Consider the following 17313-nt stretch of genomic DNA (forward strand, 5'->3'; position numbering starts at 1 on the left):
TGCGCGAATGAAGTACTTTCGCTCTATGTCCCAGCCCGCCAAGACCTCGCCCCGCGCCTCCTCGGCCCCCGACGCCCCGGAGAGCGCGGCCGGCACCCGGGCTGCCGCCCAGCGGCTCAAAATGCGCCGCGAGCTCGCCACGGCGGCCATGGAGCTGTTCGCCACCAAGGGGTACGAGGCGACGACGGTCGACGAGATCGCCGCGACGGCCGGGGTCGCGCGGCGGACCTTCTTCCGGCACTTCCGGTCGAAGGAAGAGGCCATCTTCCCCGACCACGACGACACCCTGATCCGCGCCGAGGCGGTCCTCGACGTGGCCCCGGCGCACGAGCACCCGCTCGACACGGTGTGCCGCGGGATCAAGGAGGTCATGAAGATGTACGCCGCCTCGCCCGCGGTGTCGGTGGAGCGCTACCGGCTGACCCGCGAGGTGCCGGCGCTGCGGGAGCGGGAGATCGCCTCCGTGGCCCGGTACGAGCGGCTCTTCACGCGCTACCTGCTGGCGCACTTCGACGAGACCGACCACCACGACGGCAACGACGACCCGCTGCTGGCCGAGGTGGCCGCCTCGGCGGTGGTCACGGCCCACAACCACGTGCTGCGGCGCTGGCTGCGGGCCGGCGGCCAGGGCGACGTGGAGGCGCAGCTGGACCACGCCTTCTCGATCGTGCGCAAGACCTTCGGCACGGGGATCGGCGCGGGCCGCACGCTGAGCCCGGCGGCGCCCTCCGCGCCGTCCGCCGCCGTCCGCACGGAGGGCGAGGTGCTGGTGGCGGTGGCCCGTACCGACGCGCCCCTGGACGAGGTCATGCGGACCATCGAAGAGGCACTGCGCGCGAGGTAGCACCGCCGCGAGCGATGCTCGTCACAGCGGCCGTCCCCGAGGAGGGGGCGGCCGCTTTCGTATGTCCAGCTTGCCCCTACTCGGCAGTAACTCTGATCGATCATCGCTCATCTGCGCAGGTCAATAGGCAAATGAGAGAAAGTTTTGGCACGCGGTGCCTTGCCGGGTGACACGGGGTGCCATACGTTGAAGTCGTCCGGATGTCCCCGCGACCCACGCCCACACGGCACGGAACGCGCCCCGGACGCCTGCGTCACCAGGCACCCGCACGCCCCACCACGGGCGGCGCCCAGCACCACAGCACAGCCGGACCGACGGCACACCGCACCCGCTCCACGCACCCGTTCACCTCAGCGCACCCTCATCAGCGCTAGCCGGAGGCTCACCGTGAAGGACATCCTGGACGCGATTCAGTCGCAGTCCGCCACCGCCGCAGACTTCGCGGCCCTGCCGCTGCCCGACTCCTACCGCGCGATCACCGTGCACAAGGACGAGGCGGAGATGTTCGCGGGGCTCACCACGCGCGAGAAGGACCCGCGCAAGTCCCTGCACCTGGACCACGTGCCGCTCCCCGAGCTGGGCCCGGGCGAGGCCCTGGTGGCCGTCATGGCCTCCTCGGTCAACTACAACTCGGTGTGGACCTCGATCTTCGAGCCCGTCTCCACCTTCAGCTTCCTGGAGCGCTACGGCCGGCTGTCGGAGCTCACCAAGCGCCACGACCTCCCGTACCACGTCATCGGCTCCGACCTCGCGGGCGTCGTCCTGCGCACCGGCCCCGGCGTCAACGCCTGGAACCCCGGCGACGAGGTCGTCGCGCACTGCCTCTCGGTCGAGCTGGAGTCCTCCGACGGCCACAACGACACGATGCTCGACCCCGAGCAGCGCATCTGGGGCTTCGAGACCAACTTCGGCGGCCTCGCCGAGATCGCGCTCGTCAAGTCGAACCAGCTGATGCCCAAGCCCGACCACCTCAGCTGGGAGGAGGCCGCCTCCCCCGGCCTGGTCAACTCCACCGCATACCGCCAGCTGGTCTCCGGCAACGGCGCCGGCATGAAGCAGGGCGACAACGTCCTGATCTGGGGCGCCAGCGGCGGCCTCGGCTCCTACGCCACCCAGTTCGCGCTGGCCGGCGGCGCCAACCCGATCTGCGTCGTCTCCTCCCCCGAGAAGGCCGACATCTGCCGGTCCATGGGCGCCACCGCGGTCATCGACCGCAACGCCGAGGGCTACAAGTTCTGGAAGGACGAGCACACCCAGGACCCGCGCGAGTGGAAGCGCTTCGGCTCCAAGATCCGCGAGCTGACCGGCGGCGAGGACATCGACATCGTCTTCGAGCACCCGGGCCGCGAGACCTTCGGCGCCTCGGTCTACGTCACCCGCAAGGGCGGCACCATCACCACCTGCGCCTCGACCTCGGGCTACATGCACCAGTACGACAACCGCTACCTGTGGATGTCGCTGAAGCGGATCGTCGGCTCGCACTTCGCCAACTACCGCGAGGCGTGGGAGGCCAACCGCCTGATCGCCAAGGGCAAGATCCACCCCACCCTGTCGAAGGTCTACTCCCTGGAGGAGACCGGCCAGGCCGCCTACGACGTCCACCGCAACCTCCACCAGGGCAAGGTCGGCGTCCTCGCGCTCGCCCCCGAGGAGGGCCTGGGCGTCCGCGACCACGAGATGCGCGCCAAGCACCTCGACGCCATCAACCGCTTCCGCAACGTCTGAGTCCGTTCAAAGGCCTAAGGGACAGCCTGAGATGACAGAGCGCCAGAAGGACCGTCCGTGGCTCATGCGGACGTACGCCGGCCACTCCACGGCCGAGGCGTCCAACGAGCTGTACCGCCGCAACCTCGCCAAGGGCCAGACCGGCCTGTCGGTCGCGTTCGACCTGCCGACGCAGACCGGCTACGACCCCGACCACATCCTCGCCCGCGGCGAGGTCGGCCGGGTCGGGGTCCCGGTCTCCCACCTCGGCGACATGCGGCGGCTGTTCCAGGACATACCCCTGGAGCAGATGAACACCTCGATGACGATCAACGCCACCGCCATGTGGCTGCTGGCGCTCTACCAGGTGGCCGCCGAGGAGCAGGGCGCGGACATCTCCCAGCTCCAGGGCACCACCCAGAACGACATCGTCAAGGAGTACCTCTCGCGCGGGACGCACGTCTTCCCGCCGGGGCCGTCCCTGCGGCTGACGACCGACATGATCGCGTACACGGTCAACCACATCCCGAAGTGGAACCCGATCAACATCTGCAGCTACCACCTGCAGGAGGCCGGGGCCACCCCGGTCCAGGAGATCTCGTACGCGATGTCCACCGCGATCGCCGTCCTCGACTCGGTGCGCGACTCGGGGCAGGTCCCCGAGGAGCGCTTCGGCGAGGTTGTCGCCCGTATCTCCTTCTTCGTGAACGCGGGTGTCCGCTTCATCGAGGAGATGTGCAAGATGCGCGCCTTCGGCCGCATCTGGGACAAGGTCACCAAGGAGCGCTACGGCATCGAGAACGCGAAGCAGCGCCGCTTCCGTTACGGCGTCCAGGTCAACTCCCTGGGGCTCACCGAGGCACAGCCGGAGAACAACGTCCAGCGCATCGTGCTGGAGATGCTCGCGGTCACCCTCTCCAAGGACGCCCGCGCCCGCGCGGTGCAGCTGCCCGCCTGGAACGAGGCGCTGGGCCTGCCCCGGCCCTGGGACCAGCAGTGGTCGCTGCGCATCCAGCAGGTCCTCGCCCACGAGAGCGACCTGCTGGAGTACGACGACATCTTCGCCGGATCCCACGTCATCGAGGCCAAAGTCGACTCCCTGGTCGCCGACTGCCTGGCCGAGATCGACCGGATCCAGGAGATGGGCGGCGCCATGGCCGCCGTCGAGTCCGGCTACCTGAAGTCCCAGCTGGTCTCCTCGCACGCCGAGCGGCGGGCGCGGATCGAGGCCGGCGAGGACAAGATCGTCGGCGTGAACTGCTTCGAGCAGACCGAGCCGAACCCGCTCACGGCCGACCTCGACGGCGCCATCATGACGGTCGACGGGGCCGTGGAGGCCCTCACCGTCGAGCGCATCGGCCGCTGGCGCGCCGAGCGCCAGGAGTCCTCGGACCGCCAGGGCAACGGCGACCCGTTCGTCTTCCCCACCACCCAGCAGGCGCTGGAGCGGCTGAAGGAGGCCGCGGCGGGCACCGAGAACCTGATGGAGGCCACCCTGGAGTGCGCCCGGGCCGGTGTCACCACCGGCGAATGGGCGGGCGCGCTGCGCGAGGTGTTCGGCGAGTTCCGCGCCCCGACCGGGGTCTCCTCGGCCCCGGTCGCCGTGACCGCCGAACCGGGCACGCCGATGCACGAGGTCCGCGAGAAGGTCTCCCGCACCGCCGACGAGCTCGGCTCGGGCCGGCTGCGCCTGCTGGTGGGCAAGCCCGGCCTGGACGGGCACTCCAACGGCGCCGAGCAGATCGCCGTCCGCGCCCGCGACGCCGGATTCGAGGTGGTCTACCAGGGCATCAGGCTGACGCCGGAGGAGATCTCCTCCGCCGCGCTGGCCGAGGACGTGCACTGCGTGGGACTGTCCATCCTGTCCGGATCGCACAGCGCGCTCGTCCCGGACGTCCTGGAGCGGCTGCGCGGGGCGGGGGCGGGTGACATCCCCGTCATCGTCGGAGGCATCATTCCGAACGCCGACGCCGTCGCGCTCAAGGCCGCGGGGGTCGCCGCGGTCTTCACCCCGAAGGACTTCGGCATCACGGAGATCATCGGCCGTATCGTCGACGAGATCCGCAAGGCCAACAAGCTCGCCCCCCTCGACACAGACAACGCACTCGTTGCAAGCACGGAGGTCCCCGCATGACCACGCCAGTCCACCCGGTGAACCGCCTTCGCCCGCGTCGCTCCTGCCTCGCGGTGCCCGGCTCGAACCCGCGGTTCCTGGAGAAGGCCCAGGGCCTGCCGGCCGACCAGGTCTTCCTGGACCTGGAGGACGCCTGCGCCCCGCTCGCCAAGGAAGGCGCCCGCCACACCATCGTGGACGCGCTGAACAACGGCGACTGGACCGGCAAGACCCGCGTCGTGCGCGTCAACGACTGGACCACCCACTGGACCTACCGCGACGTCGTCACCGTCGTCGAGGGCGCCGGCCAGAACCTCGACTGCATCATGCTGCCGAAGGTCCAGGACGCCCAGCAGGTCGTGGCCCTCGACCTCCTCCTGACCCAGATCGAGAAGACCATGGGCTTCGAGGTCGGCAAGATCGGCATCGAGGCGCAGATCGAGAACGCCAAGGGCCTGGTGAACGTCGACGAGATCGCCGCCGCCTCCCCCCGGCTGGAGACCATCATCTTCGGCCCGGCCGACTTCATGGCCTCGATCAACATGAAGTCCCTGGTCGTGGGCATGCAGCCGCCCGGCTACCCGGCGGACGCCTACCACTACATCCTGATGCGGATCCTGATGGCGGCCCGTACGCACAACCTCCAGGCCATCGACGGCCCCTTCCTCCAGATCCGCGACGTGGACGCCTACCGCGAGGTGGCCGGCCGGGCCGCCGCGCTGGGCTTCGACGGCAAGTGGGTCCTGCACCCCGGCCAGGTCGACGCGGCCAACGAGGTCTTCTCCCCCTCCCAGGAGGACTACGACCACGCCGAGCTGATCCTCGACGCCTACGACTGGTGCACCTCCGAGGCCGGCGGCAAGAAGGGCTCCGCGATGCTCGGCGACGAGATGATCGACGAGGCCAGCCGCAAGATGGCCCTGGTCATCGCGGGCAAGGGCCGGGCCGCGGGCATGCAGCGCACCACCAAGTTCGAACTCCCCTCGACCGAGAAGACCGCGGAGGCCTGATCCCGATGCAGTTCGGACGCACGTACGAGGAGTTCGAGGTCGGGGCGGTCTACAAGCACTGGCCCGGGAAGACGGTCACGGAGTACGACGACCACCTCTTCTGCCTCCTGACCATGAACCACCACCCGCTCCACATGGACGCGAACTACGCCGAGAACACCACCGACTTCGGCAAGAACGTGGTCGTGGGCAACTACATCTACTCGCTGCTGCTCGGCATGTCCGTGCCGGACGTCTCCGGGAAGGCCATCGCCAACCTGGAGATCGAGTCCCTGCGGCACGTGGCGCCGACCTTCCACGGCGACACGATCTACGGCGAGACCACGGTCCTCGACAAGACCCCGTCGAAGTCGAAGAACGACCGCGGCATCGTCTACGTCGAGACCAAGGGCTACAAGCAGGACGGCACCCTCGTCTGCGTCTTCCGGCGCAAGGTGATGGTCCCGACCGAGACGTACATCAAGGAGCGCGGCGGCGAGCAGCCCGGCCGCCCCCAGCTGAAGACCCAGGAGAAGTAGCCATGGCCCGACTCGCCCAGACCGCCGGGCTGACCGACGTCCAGCGGGAGATCCTCAAGACCGTCCGCGAGTTCGTCGACAAGGAGATCATCCCGGTCGCCACCGAGCTGGAGCACCGCGACGAGTACCCGCAGGCGATCGTCGACGGCCTCAAGGAGCTCGGCCTCTTCGGTCTGATGATCCCGGAGGAGTACGGCGGCCTGGGTGAGTCGCTCCTCACCTACGCCCTGTGCGTCGAGGAGATCGCCCGGGGCTGGATGTCCGTGTCGGGCATCATCAACACGCACTTCATCGTGGCGTACATGCTCAAGCAGCACGGCACGCAGGAGCAGAAGGACCACTTCCTCCCGCGCATGGCGCTGGGCGAGGTGCGCGGCGCGTTCTCGATGTCCGAGCCGGCGCTCGGCTCCGACGTGTCGGCCATCACGTCCAAGGCGGTCAAGGACGGCGACGAGTACGTCCTGAACGGCCAGAAGATGTGGCTGACGAACGGCGGCAGCTCCACGCTGGTGGCCGTCCTCGTCCGCAGTGACGAAGGACACCCCGAGGGCACCGCGCCCCACAAGTCGATGACGACCTTCCTCGTCGAGAAGGAGCCCGGCTTCGGTGAGGTCCGCCCCGGCCTGACCATCCCCGGCAAGATCGACAAGATGGGCTACAAGGGCGTCGACACGACCGAGCTCATCATGGACGGACTGCGCATTCCGGCCAATCGCGTCCTCGGAGGCCAGACCGGCCGAGGGTTTTACCAAATGATGGACGGCGTCGAGGTCGGCCGGGTCAACGTGGCGGCGCGTGGCTGCGGCGTCGCGCAGCGTGCTTTCGAGCTCGGCGTCTCGTATGCCCAGCAACGTCACACTTTCGGCAAGGCGATCGCCGAACACCAGGCCATCCAGTTCAAGCTGGCCGAGATGGCTACCAAGGTCGAAGCCGCTCATGCGATGATGGTGAATGCAGCACGCAAAAAGGACTCTGGGGAACGAAACGACCTCGAAGCAGGGATGGCGAAGTACCTCGCCTCCGAATACTGCAAGGAGGTGGTGGAGGACGCCTTCCGCATCCACGGTGGATACGGATTCTCGAAGGAGTACGAGATCGAGCGCCTCTACCGCGAGGCCCCGATGCTGCTGATCGGCGAAGGTACCGCCGAGATCCAGAAAATGATCATCGGGCGACGCCTGCTCGAGGAGTACCGACTCCAGGGCTGAAAGTCCCTTTTGCGGCGGATCCTCCCCGGGTCCGTCGCAGCAAGGTCACTACCAGTCACTGGCCGACGGTCATCGACTCGGCTTCTGGCTTGCCCAGTTGTTGCGCGCAACCGATAGCATTCCAGTAAAGCCGCCGTCCCGTCCCCCTGTTTGCGGCGCGGCAATCACCCGCTACGAAGGTCATCCATGCCCCACAGCCAAACCTCTGCACCCCGCGACAGCCGATTCGGCGTACGTCTCGCCCGCGGAGCATCGCCGTGGCTTCTGCCGACCGTCGCCACCGCGGCGCTCAGCCTCACCCGGGCCCGCAAGTCCGGACGCTGGGCCGCCGTGGCCGTGCCCGCAACCGCGCTCGCCGCGGGCATGCTGTGGTTCTTCCGCGACCCCGAGCGTGAGATCGCTCAGGGCCGTGTCATCTCGCCCGCCGACGGTGTGGTGCAGAGCATCATGCCGTGGAAGGACGGACGGACCCGGGTCGCGATCTTCATGAGCCCGCTCAACGTCCACGTCAACCGCGCGCCCCTCGCGGGCACGGTGACGTCGGTGGAGCACGTCCCCGGCGGATTCGTCCCGGCCTTCAACAAGGAGAGCGAGAACAACGAGCGCGTTGTCTGGCACTTCGACACCGAGCTCGGTGACATCGAGATGGTGCAGATCGCCGGCGCCGTCGCCCGCCGCATCGTCCCCTACCTGCCGGCCGGCACCAAGGTGGAACAGGGCGAACGCATCGGTCTGATCCGCTTCGGCTCCCGCGTCGACATCTACCTCCCGGAGGGCGTCGAGGTCGCGGTCGAGGTCGGGCAGGCCACCACCGCGGGGGTGACACGAATTGACCGTGACTGACCCTGAGACTCCGGCCACCGGCTGGGTGCCCGAGTCCTCCGAGGAGGAGTCCGCCGAGGACGACATGCCGCTCTCGCTGCGGCTGTCGATAGCGGACACCCTCACCCTCGGCAACGCCACGTGCGGATTCATGGCGGTGTACTTCACCACCACCGGAATCCTCATCCCGCACCTCACCGGGAGCGGCGAGACGGGCATGGCACGCAACAGCGCCGCCACGGCGGTGATACTGATGCTGCTCGCCGCGGTCTTCGACCTCTTCGACGGGATCGTGGCCCGCAAGCTGCGCAGCTCGCCGATGGGTGCCGAGCTGGACAACCTGTCCGACCTGATCAGCTTCGGTCTGGCCCCGGCCTACTTCGTCCTCGTCTACGGCATGGTCGCCGTCGACGCGGACCAGAAGATGTCGGCGCTGGCCGCGATCGTGGTGCTGCTCGCCGTGGTGCTCCGACTCGCGAGATTCAGCTGCGTGACGATGAAGGACGGCATGTTCCAGGGCATGCCGAGCCCCTTCGGCGCGCTGACGGTCGTCTCGATCGTGCTGCTGGAGCTCCCGTTCATCCCGACGCTGCTGGCGATCATCGGGGTGGCGTGGCTGATGGTGAGCCGGGTCGAGTACCCCAAGCCGCGGGGTGTCCTCGCGGTGGCGATGCTCTGCTGGATCATCAGCGCGATGGGGCTGCTGGCGGCCTGGGCGTTCGACGCCCCGGGCGGTCAGCTGCTGCTCCAGACCGGCTGCGCCCTGCAGATCGCGATGGCGGCGACGATTCCGCTGTTCGCGACGACGCGGAGGGCCAACACCTTCCGGCACAACCGCCGCGAGGCCCGAGCGACGTCGCTGCGCTAGCTCGGCAGGTTCGAGGAGGCCCCGGATGCCACAGGCATCCGGGGCCTCCTGCGTGTCCGGGGCGGTGGCGGGGCTGGGCGGTGGCGGGGCTGGGCCGGGGGCGGCGGCGGGGTGGGGAGTGTCCGGGGTAGGCATGATTTATGGCCCCGAGCGGGAGCGCACAGAACTCGGCGGCAAGGGCCACAAATCACGTTTGACACCCCGGACACTCCCCACCCCACCACCGCCCCCTCAGGTCACCGTCCGCCCGTCCCTGGTCCCGTGCCGCCGCCGATCCCTCCTGCACGTCCCCGGGCCCGCATCGGGGTAGGCCGAGGCCCTGCCTTTGTTACCCCGTGAGCCTCCTGGACGGGTGTCGTGTCGGCCCGGGCGGGGACGGGGTCGGTGGTGGGGCGGGGGTCGTCCGGGGTGTAAAACGTGATTTGTTGGCCCGGACCACCGAATGCGATCCCGATCCGGCTGAGGGGCCATAAATCATGCCTACCCCGGACGGCCCCCGCCCCGCCGCCGGGCGCGGCCCCGCCCCCACCACCGACCCCGCTCCGCCCCGACCACCGCTAGCCTTGATGTCGGAAAACCGCCAGCCGCCGGGGATCGTGCCCCGGATCCTGGAGCCATGCACACCGACACCGAGCGCTGCATCAGGGCCGTGCAGTCGAAGGACGCCCGCTTCGACGGCTGGTTCTTCACCGCCGTCCTGACCACCCGGATCTACTGCCGCCCCAGCTGCCCCGCCGTGCCGCCCAAGGTCGAGAACATGACCTTCCTGCCCAGCGCCGCCGCCTGCCAGCAGGCCGGCTTCCGCGCCTGCAAGCGCTGCCGGCCCGACACCAGCCCCGGCTCCCCGGAGTGGAACGCCCGCGCCGACGCCGTCGCCCGGGCGATGCGGCTGATCCAGGACGGGGTCGTCGACCGCGAGGGCGTCCCGGGCCTGGCCGCCCGCCTCGGCTACTCCACCCGCCAGGTCGAACGGCAGCTGGGCGCCGAACTCGGCGCCGGGCCCCTCGCCCTGGCCAGGGCCCAGCGCGCCCAGACCGCCCGGCTGCTCATCGAGACCTCCGAGCTGCCGATGGGCGATGTCGCGTTCGCCGCCGGCTTCTCCTCCATCCGCACCTTCAACGACACCGTCCGCGAGGTCTTCGCCCTCTCCCCGAGCGAGCTGCGGGACCGCGCCGTGAAGGCCGGGCGGAAGAAGGACGCCCCGCCCCGGATCCCCGGGACGATCAGCCTGCGGCTGCCGTTCCGGGCCCCCCTGAACCCCGACAACCTCTTCGGGCACCTCGCGGCGACCGCCGTCCCCGGTGTCGAGGAATGGCGCGACGGCGCCTACCGGCGCACCCTGCGCCTGCCCCACGGCACCGGCGTCGTGGCGCTGACCCCGCGGCCCGACCACATCGGCTGCCGCCTGGCCCTGACCGACCTGCGCGACCTGACGATCGCCATCAGCCGCTGCCGCTGGATGCTCGACCTCGACGCCGACCCCGAGGCGGTCGACGAGCAACTGCGCTCCGACCCGCTGCTGGCGCCGCTCGTGGACAAGGCCCCGGGGCGCCGGGTGCCCCGTACGGTCGACGCGGCGGAGTTCGCCGTACGGGCCGTGCTGGGCCAGCAGGTGTCGACCGCGGCGGCGCGCACGCACGCCGCCCGGCTGGTCACGGCGTACGGGGAGCGCGTCGAGGACCCGCTGGGCGGGCTGACGCACCTCTTCCCCTCCCCGCAGGCGCTGGCCGGGCTCGACCCGGAGTCGCTGGCCCTGCCGCGCAGCCGGCGGGCCACGCTGACCACCCTGGTGTCGGCGCTGGCCGACGGTTCGCTGCCGCTGGGCATCGACAGCGACTGGGACGCGGCCCGGGCGCAGCTGTCGGCGCTGCCCGGCTTCGGCCCCTGGACCACCGAGGTGATCGCGATGCGGGCGCTCGGCGACCCGGACGCGTTCCTGGCGTCCGATCTGGGTGTCCGGCGCGCGGCGCAGGGGCTCGGGCTGCCGTCGTCGCCCTCAGCGCTCACGGCGCGGGCCGCCGGCTGGCGGCCCTGGCGCGCGTACGCCGTCCAGTACCTGTGGGCCACGGACGCCCACCCCATCAACCACCTGCCGGTCTGAGGAGCAGCCGTGAACGTCAAGCAGCACACCGTCGTCGACAGTCCGTACGGTCCGCTCACCCTGGTCGCCGCGGACGGTGTCCTCAGCGGCCTGTACATGACCGGTCAGCGCCACCGGCCGGCCGAGGAGTCCTTCGGGCAGCGGGTGGCGGCCGCCGAGGAGCCCTTCCCCGAAGTGGTGCGCCAGCTGGCCGCCTACTTCGCCGGGGAGTTGACGGCGTTCGACCTCCCGCTCCGGCTGGAGGGCACCGCCTTCCAGCGCAGCGTCTGGGACCAGCTCGTGCGGATCCCCTACGGCGAGACGTGGTCGTACGGGCAGCTGGCGGCGGAGCTGGGCAAGCCGAACGCCTCGCGCGCGGTGGGTCTGGCCAACGGGAAGAACCCGGTCGGGATCATCGTGCCGTGCCACCGGGTGATCGGCGCCTCCGGCGGCATGACCGGCTACGGCGGCGGGGTCGAGCGCAAGGTGCGGCTGCTGGCCTTCGAGGCGGGTCAGGGTCTGACGTCGTAGAGGACGTTGAAGGGGTCCTCGGTGGGGGAACGGGTGACTTCGCGGAAGCCGGCCTCGGCGCACAGGGCGCGGACGGTCTCCTCGGGGAGGCCGCAGGTGCCGAGGGCGGCTCCGTCGTCGGCCAGGGACGTGGTCATGCAGTAGAAGACGCTGAACCCGTAGAGGAGTGAGGCGACGGGGCCGACGTTGTCCTCGGGGCGGTCGCGGGAGTTGACCTCGAGCATGAGGTAGTCGCCGTTGTCCTTGACGGCGGCTCGGATGGCGGCCAGCAGGCCCCGGGGGTCCGCGGCGTCGTGGATGACGTCGAAGGTGGTGACGATGTCGTAGCGCTCGGGGAGGCCCTGGGCGACGTCGAGGATGCGGAAGGAGACCCGGTCGGCGACGCCCGCCCGGTCGGCGTTGGCGCGGGCGCGTTCGACCTGGGCGGGGAAGACGTCGAAGCCCGTGAACCGTGAGCGGGGGAACGCCTTGGCAAGGACGATCAGGGCGCGGCCCGCGCCGCAGCCGACGTCCGCGACGTGGCTGCCGCGTTCGAGCTTCCCGACCACGTGCGGGAAGGTGGAGAGCCAGTCGTCGACCATGACGCTCTCGAACCAGCTGCCGGAGAAGCGGCTCATTCCGTCCCACACGGAGGGCGGGTAGGCGGCCTGCGGTACGCCGCCGCCCGTCCGGAACGCTTCGACGAGTTGTTCGTAGGGCTGCCAGAGGCCGGGGAGCATCTGGTGGACGCCGCCCAGGAACATCGGTCCCGATTCGTAGGCGAGTGCCGGTGCGTGCTCGGGGGGCAGGGCGAAGGTGCCCGGTTCGGGCTCGGTCAGGTAGCCCGAAGCGGTGAGGCCGCGCAGCCACTCGCGGACGTAGCGTTCGCGCAGGCCCAGGCGGTCCGCCAGGTCCTGGCTGCGGGACGGGCCGGCCGCGGCGAGGTCCTTGAACAGGCCGAGCCGGTCGCCGACGGCGCACAGGGCGGTGGTCATGGCTCCGCTCAGGTCTCCGAGTGCCTTTTCCATGAAGGCTTCGACCTTGGAGGCGTCCGGTTCCCGGGGTGCGGCCATGGGTGGGTGCTCCTGTGGGTCGGCGGGGGCGGCGGGGTGCGGCCCGGAGCCCCAAGGCAAGCACCCGGGCGCCGTCCGGCGCAGTCGCCGCAGCGGCGGCGGGACCGACGTCACTCCAAGGGGTCTGGCGGCATATCGCTCCACATGCGGACATACCAGAGCACCTGTATGAAAGAAATACCGCTACACGATCGGAGCCGGGCATGGACGACTATCCGCTGCTGAACCTCTTCTGGACGATGCTGTGGCTGTTCCTGTGGATCATGTGGTTCTTCCTGCTCTTCAAGATCATCACGGACATCTTCCGTGACCACACCCTGGGCGGCTGGGGCAAGGCGGGATGGCTGATCTTCGTCCTGATCCTGCCGTTCCTCGGCGTGTTCGTGTACCTCATCGCCCGCGGGAAGAGCATGACCGAGCGGGAGATGAAGCAGATGCAGGAGAACGAGGCGGCCTTCAAGAGTTACGTCCAGCAGGCGGCCGGCCCGGGCGGCGGTTCGGCGGACGAGCTGCACAAGCTCTCCGTCCTCAAGGACAAGGGCGACATCACCCAGGAGGAGTTCGACCGCGCCAAGGCCAAGCTGCTGGCCTGACCCGGGGTCAGACCACGAGGAGCGGGACGAGCAGGGCGAAGGCGGCGCCGGCCTCCACGGCGTAGCCGTAGAGCGAGGGGTGCTGCACGGGGGCGGCGAGCAGCACCACACTCTGGGTGGCGGCGGCGGCCGCCACCCAGTCGGCGTCGGCGCCGAGGCCGCCCTCGTACCAGCCCTCGCAGGCGCCGGGGCCGGTGACGGCGAGGAAGTCGTCCTCGCGGCGGTACAGGGCCCGCCAGTCGGCGGCGGGGGTGGACCAGCCCTCGAAGTCGGCGAACCGGGCCCAGCCGCCCTCGCGTATCGCGGTGTCGAAGAGCCACACCGGCGTCCCGTCGGGGGTCACCTCGCCACCGGCCTGCTGCTCCGTCGTGAAGTGGACCATGGGCAGGGCGTCCGGCCCGTCGGCCGTGCTGGGCCAGGCGTACATCGTGATCATCTTCTGATTCTGTCCTGGTCGAAGTAAGCCGGGTGTTTACGGGGTGACCGGTCGCCGGCCGTTCTCCAGTTCCGCGGTGCCCTCACCCGACTGCAGGACGCGGTACGCCTCTTCGGTGCGCCGGCCGAGCGATCCGGGCAGGTAGGCGGTGAGTTCGGCGGGGTCGACCAGGCGCCACGAGAGCAGTTCCTCCTCCTGGAGCCTGATCGAGGCCAGCCGGGCCTCGTCGAGCACTCCCCCGTCGTAGAGGTAGGCGACGAGCGGCGGGCGGCCGGGGCCGATCGTCCAGTCCACGGCGAGGAGGCGGCCGAGGGGGATGTCGATGCCGATCTCCTCGGCGCTCTCCCGGCGGGCGGCGGTGCGCGGCGACTCGCCCTGGTCCGACTCGATGGTGCCGCCCGGCAGGGCCCAGCCCTCGCGGTAGTTGGGCTCGACGAGCAGGACCCGCCCCTCGGCGTCCCGGTAGAGGGCGGCCGCGCCGGCCAGCACCCGGGGCAGGCTCGCGATGTACGTGGCGAAGTCATCCGTGGTGGTCACCCGGCCACCCTACCGAGGGGGCCTCCGGTCGGCCGCCGGCCCCTGTCCGGTGACGGCGTCGCCGACCATGGCCCGGACAGCGTCCCGCACGCCGTGCAGGGGATGGTGGCGGGCGGGTCCCGCGCCGGGGTCCTCGCGGAGCTCCTTGAGCAGGGCCCAGCAGAGCAGCAGCATGACGACGACGAAGGGCAGCGCGACCAGGATGGTGGCGGTCTGCAGGGACTTCAGGCCGCCCGCGAGGAGCAGGACGGCGGCCACGGCCGCCATCAGCACGCCCCAGGTGACGACGAGCCAGGTGGGCGGGTGGAGGGAGCCGCGGCTGGTGAGGGAGCCCATGACCAGGGAGGCGGAGTCGGCGCTGGTGACGAAGTAGGCCATGACGAGGGCCATGGCGACCCACGAGGTGAGCGTGGACAGCGGCAGCGCGTCCAGCATCGCGAAGAGGGAGGCCTCGGTGCCCTCCTTGAGCTCCGCCGCGAGGTCGACGGCGCCGGTGGAGTCGAGGCGGATGGCGGTGCCGCCCATCACGCAGAACCAGACGACGGTGGCTCCGCTGGGCACGAGCAGCACGCCGATGAGGAACTCGCGGATGGTGCGGCCCCGTGAGATGCGGGCGATGAAGGTGCCGACGAAGGGCGCCCAGGAGAGCCACCACGCCCAGTAGAAGATCGTCCACGCGCCGAGCCAGGCGCTGTCGGTGAAGGCGCCGGTGCGGCTTGCCATGGGCAGCAGCTCACTCAGGTAGCCGCCGACGCCGGCGGGGATCACGTCGAGGATGTGGACGGTGGGGCCGAGCAGGAAGACGAAGAGCACCAGGACGGCGGCGAGCACGATGTTGCCGGTGCTCAGCCACTTGACGCCCCGGTGCAGGCCGGAGAAGGCGGAGAGCACGAAGGCCGCCGAGAGCGAGCAGATGATGATCAGCTCGACGGTGGTGGAGTCCTCGATGCCGGTGGTGAGGCTGAGGCCCTTGGACACCTGGAGTGCGCCGAGGCCGAGGCTGGTGGCGGTGCCGAAGACGGTGGCGAAGACGGCGAGCAGGTCGATGGCCCGGCCGGGGCCGCCGTCGGCCCGTTCGCGGCCGATCAGGGGGACGAAGACGGAGCTGAGGCGGTTGCCGCGCCCCTTGCGGAAGGTGGCGTAGGCGAGGGCGAGGCCTGCGATGCCGTAGATGGCCCACGGGGTGAGGGTCCAGTGGAAGAAGGAGTACTCCATGGCCGCGAGGGCGGCCGCGCCCGTGCGGGGCGCCGCTGCGGAGGCGGGCGGCGGGGCCAGGTAGTGGGTGAGGGGTTCGCCCACGCCGTAGAACATCAGGCCGATGCCCATGCCGGCACTGAACATCATCGCGATCCAGGACAGGTTGGTGAACTCGGGTTCGGAGTCGTCCGCGCCGAGGCGGATCCGGCCGAAGCGGCTGATCGCGAGGACGACGCACAGGACGAGGAAGACGTCGGCGGCGATCACGAACAGCCACGCGAAGTTGTTCAGGACCCACGCCAGCGCGACGGTGGAGGCGGCGTCGAAGGAGTCCCCGCCGAGGGCCGCCCAGGCGACGACGGCCAGCACGGCGATCACGCCGACGGTGACGACCGTGTGGTCGGGGGCGCCGTCCACCGGGCTGCCGGAACCCCCTCCGGGGGTGTCCGGACGTGGCTGTTCCAGTGATTCGGCGCTCATGCGGCCACACTATGCAGGCGTATATCCCTATTTAGGGGCATGGCGCGCCGGGTGTGGCCCAGGCCACTCATGGGCATAGGAGGATCCTCCGGATAAGCTCATGGCGGCGCGACTGCACTGTTCGATAGCAAGGGAATAGCAAGGTGACGGACGGAGCAGTAACTGAGGCCGCGCGCGTGCTCATCGCCGCGGACAAATTCAAGGGCTCGCTCACGGCCGTTCAGGTCGCGGAGCGGGTGACGGCCGGGCTTCGCAGGGCCGTGCCGGGCGTGGAGATCGAGACCCTCCCCGTCGCGGACGGCGGCGACGGCACGGTCGCGGCCGCCGTGGCGGCCGGTTTCGAACGCCGGGAGGTTCAGGTCACCGGCCCCCTGGGCGAGCAGGTCACGGCCGCCTTCGCGCTGCGCGGGGAGACCGCGGTGGTGGAGATGGCGGAGGCCTCCGGCCTCCAGCTGCTGCCGGCGGGCGCCTTCGCCCCGCTGACGGCGACCACGTACGGCTCGGGCGAGGTCCTCAAGGCGGCGCTGGACGCGGGCGCCCGCTCGATCGTCTTCGGCGTCGGCGGCAGCGCCACCACGGACGGCGGCGCCGGCATGCTGGCGGCCCTCGGTGCGGTGTTCCTGGACGCGGACGGCGAGCCGGTCGGACCGGGCGGCGGCGCGCTGGCCGGCCTGGCCTCGGCCGACCTGTCGGGCGTGGACCCGCGCTTCGCGGAGGTCGACTTCGTCCTGGCCAGCGACGTGGACAACCCGCTGACCGGCCCGAAGGGCTGCGCGGCCGTCTACGGCCCGCAGAAGGGCGCCTCGCCCGAGGACGTGGCGGCGCTCGACGCGGCGCTGGCGCACTACGCGCAGGTGCTGGAGAAGTCGATCGGCCCGAAGGCCGCCGAGCTCGCCGCCTCCCCGGGCGCGGGCGGTGCGGGCGGCATCGGCTACGGCGCGCTGCTGCTGGGCGCGAGCTTCCGTCCCGGCATCGAGCTGATGCTGGATGTGCTGGGCTTCGCGCCGGCGCTGGAGCGGGCCACGCTCGTCATCACCGGCGAGGGCTCGCTGGACGAGCAGACCCTGCACGGCAAGGCGCCCGCGGGCGTCGCCGCGGCAGCGCGCGCCGCCGGCAAGCCGGTCGTGGCGGTCTGCGGCCGACTGCTGCTGGACCAGGAGGCCCTGGAGGCGGCCGGCATCGGCAAGGCGTACCCGCTGACGGACCTGGAGCCCGACCCGGCCAAGTCCATCCCGAACGCGGGTCCCCTCCTGGAGCAGGTCGCGGCGAACATCGCCGCCGACGTCCTCTGACCCACCCGGACGGAAGGCCCGGTCCGCC

16 protein-coding genes are annotated in these 17313 nt (G+C 70.6%); 12 read left to right on the top strand and 4 right to left on the bottom strand.

Annotated features, from left to right (window positions below; all coding sequences use genetic code 11):
• Positions 1-25 precede the first annotated feature (25 nt).
• The 10 genes from AVW11_RS12450 to AVW11_RS12495 all read left to right on the top strand — a co-directional run bounded on the left by AVW11_RS12450 (position 26) and on the right by AVW11_RS12495 (position 11698).
• Positions 26-844: a TetR family transcriptional regulator gene (locus AVW11_RS12450; protein ID WP_030855762.1), complete on the top strand. Its 819-nt coding sequence runs from the start codon at positions 26-28 to the stop codon at positions 842-844.
• Between the two features lie 387 nt (positions 845-1231).
• Positions 1232-2569 carry a crotonyl-CoA carboxylase/reductase gene (gene ccrA / locus AVW11_RS12455; RefSeq protein ID WP_030855763.1) on the top strand — a complete coding sequence of 446 codons (1338 nt, stop codon included), beginning with the start codon at positions 1232-1234 and terminating at the stop codon, positions 2567-2569.
• Between the two features lie 31 nt (positions 2570-2600).
• Complete coding sequence (locus tag AVW11_RS12460) at positions 2601-4682, top strand: protein meaA (protein WP_030855765.1); 2082 nt, start codon at positions 2601-2603, stop codon at positions 4680-4682.
• Positions 4679-5671, top strand: a complete 993-nt coding sequence (locus tag AVW11_RS12465) for an HpcH/HpaI aldolase/citrate lyase family protein (RefSeq protein WP_076044013.1) — start codon at positions 4679-4681, stop codon at positions 5669-5671. Before AVW11_RS12460 ends, AVW11_RS12465 begins: the two co-directional genes overlap by 4 nt.
• A gap of 5 nt (positions 5672-5676) precedes the next feature.
• Positions 5677-6189, top strand: a complete 513-nt coding sequence (locus tag AVW11_RS12470; RefSeq protein WP_030027414.1) for a MaoC family dehydratase — start codon at positions 5677-5679, stop codon at positions 6187-6189.
• Positions 6190-6191: 2 nt separating this feature from the next.
• Complete coding sequence (locus AVW11_RS12475; protein ID WP_060177728.1) at positions 6192-7397, top strand: acyl-CoA dehydrogenase family protein; 1206 nt, start codon at positions 6192-6194, stop codon at positions 7395-7397.
• 186 nt (positions 7398-7583) lie between these two features.
• Positions 7584-8240 (top strand): phosphatidylserine decarboxylase, encoded by a 657-nt coding sequence (locus AVW11_RS12480; RefSeq protein WP_030855772.1) that lies wholly within the window; start codon positions 7584-7586, stop codon positions 8238-8240.
• 64 nt (positions 8241-8304) lie between these two features.
• The gene (gene pssA / locus AVW11_RS12485; protein WP_220818446.1) at positions 8305-9087 is read left to right on the top strand and encodes a CDP-diacylglycerol--serine O-phosphatidyltransferase; all 783 of its coding nucleotides are present in this window, start codon (positions 8305-8307) and stop codon (positions 9085-9087) included.
• Positions 9088-9703: 616 nt separating this feature from the next.
• Positions 9704-11188: an AlkA N-terminal domain-containing protein gene (locus AVW11_RS12490; protein ID WP_060177727.1), complete on the top strand. Its 1485-nt coding sequence runs from the start codon at positions 9704-9706 to the stop codon at positions 11186-11188.
• A 9-nt stretch (positions 11189-11197) separates the two neighbouring features.
• On the top strand, positions 11198-11698 hold the full coding sequence (locus tag AVW11_RS12495; protein ID WP_076044014.1) for a methylated-DNA--[protein]-cysteine S-methyltransferase: 501 nt from the start codon (positions 11198-11200) through the stop codon (positions 11696-11698).
• Here AVW11_RS12495 and AVW11_RS12500 read toward each other — a convergent pair.
• Positions 11680-12750, bottom strand: a complete 1071-nt coding sequence (locus AVW11_RS12500) for a class I SAM-dependent methyltransferase (RefSeq protein ID WP_076044015.1) — start codon at positions 12748-12750, stop codon at positions 11680-11682. The two genes, AVW11_RS12495 and AVW11_RS12500, sit on opposite strands and share 19 nt — an antisense overlap.
• A gap of 203 nt (positions 12751-12953) precedes the next feature.
• On the opposite strand from AVW11_RS12500, the gene AVW11_RS12505 reads away from it, so the two are divergent.
• Positions 12954-13343, top strand: a complete 390-nt coding sequence (locus AVW11_RS12505; protein WP_030855060.1) for an SHOCT domain-containing protein — start codon at positions 12954-12956, stop codon at positions 13341-13343.
• Positions 13344-13350: 7 nt separating this feature from the next.
• Here the strand turns inward: AVW11_RS12505 and AVW11_RS12510 are convergent, their stop codons facing one another.
• Genes AVW11_RS12510 through AVW11_RS12520 form a run of 3 tightly spaced genes read right to left on the bottom strand, consistent with a single transcriptional unit; the run spans position 13351 to position 15993 of the window.
• On the bottom strand, positions 13351-13779 hold the full coding sequence (locus AVW11_RS12510) for a hypothetical protein (RefSeq protein WP_030855062.1): 429 nt from the start codon (positions 13777-13779) through the stop codon (positions 13351-13353).
• 36 nt (positions 13780-13815) lie between these two features.
• Positions 13816-14316 (bottom strand): NUDIX domain-containing protein, encoded by a 501-nt coding sequence (locus AVW11_RS12515; protein ID WP_060177724.1) that lies wholly within the window; start codon positions 14314-14316, stop codon positions 13816-13818.
• Positions 14317-14325: 9 nt separating this feature from the next.
• Positions 14326-15993 carry a BCCT family transporter gene (locus AVW11_RS12520; protein WP_076044016.1) on the bottom strand — a complete coding sequence of 556 codons (1668 nt, stop codon included), beginning with the start codon at positions 15991-15993 and terminating at the stop codon, positions 14326-14328.
• A gap of 143 nt (positions 15994-16136) precedes the next feature.
• On the opposite strand from AVW11_RS12520, the gene AVW11_RS12525 reads away from it, so the two are divergent.
• Positions 16137-17285, top strand: a complete 1149-nt coding sequence (locus tag AVW11_RS12525; protein WP_060177722.1) for a glycerate kinase — start codon at positions 16137-16139, stop codon at positions 17283-17285.
• Positions 17286-17313 lie beyond the last annotated feature (28 nt).

The organism is Streptomyces amritsarensis (genome assembly GCF_001953875.1).
In the GTDB taxonomy this organism is placed as follows: domain Bacteria; phylum Actinomycetota; class Actinomycetes; order Streptomycetales; family Streptomycetaceae; genus Streptomyces; species Streptomyces amritsarensis.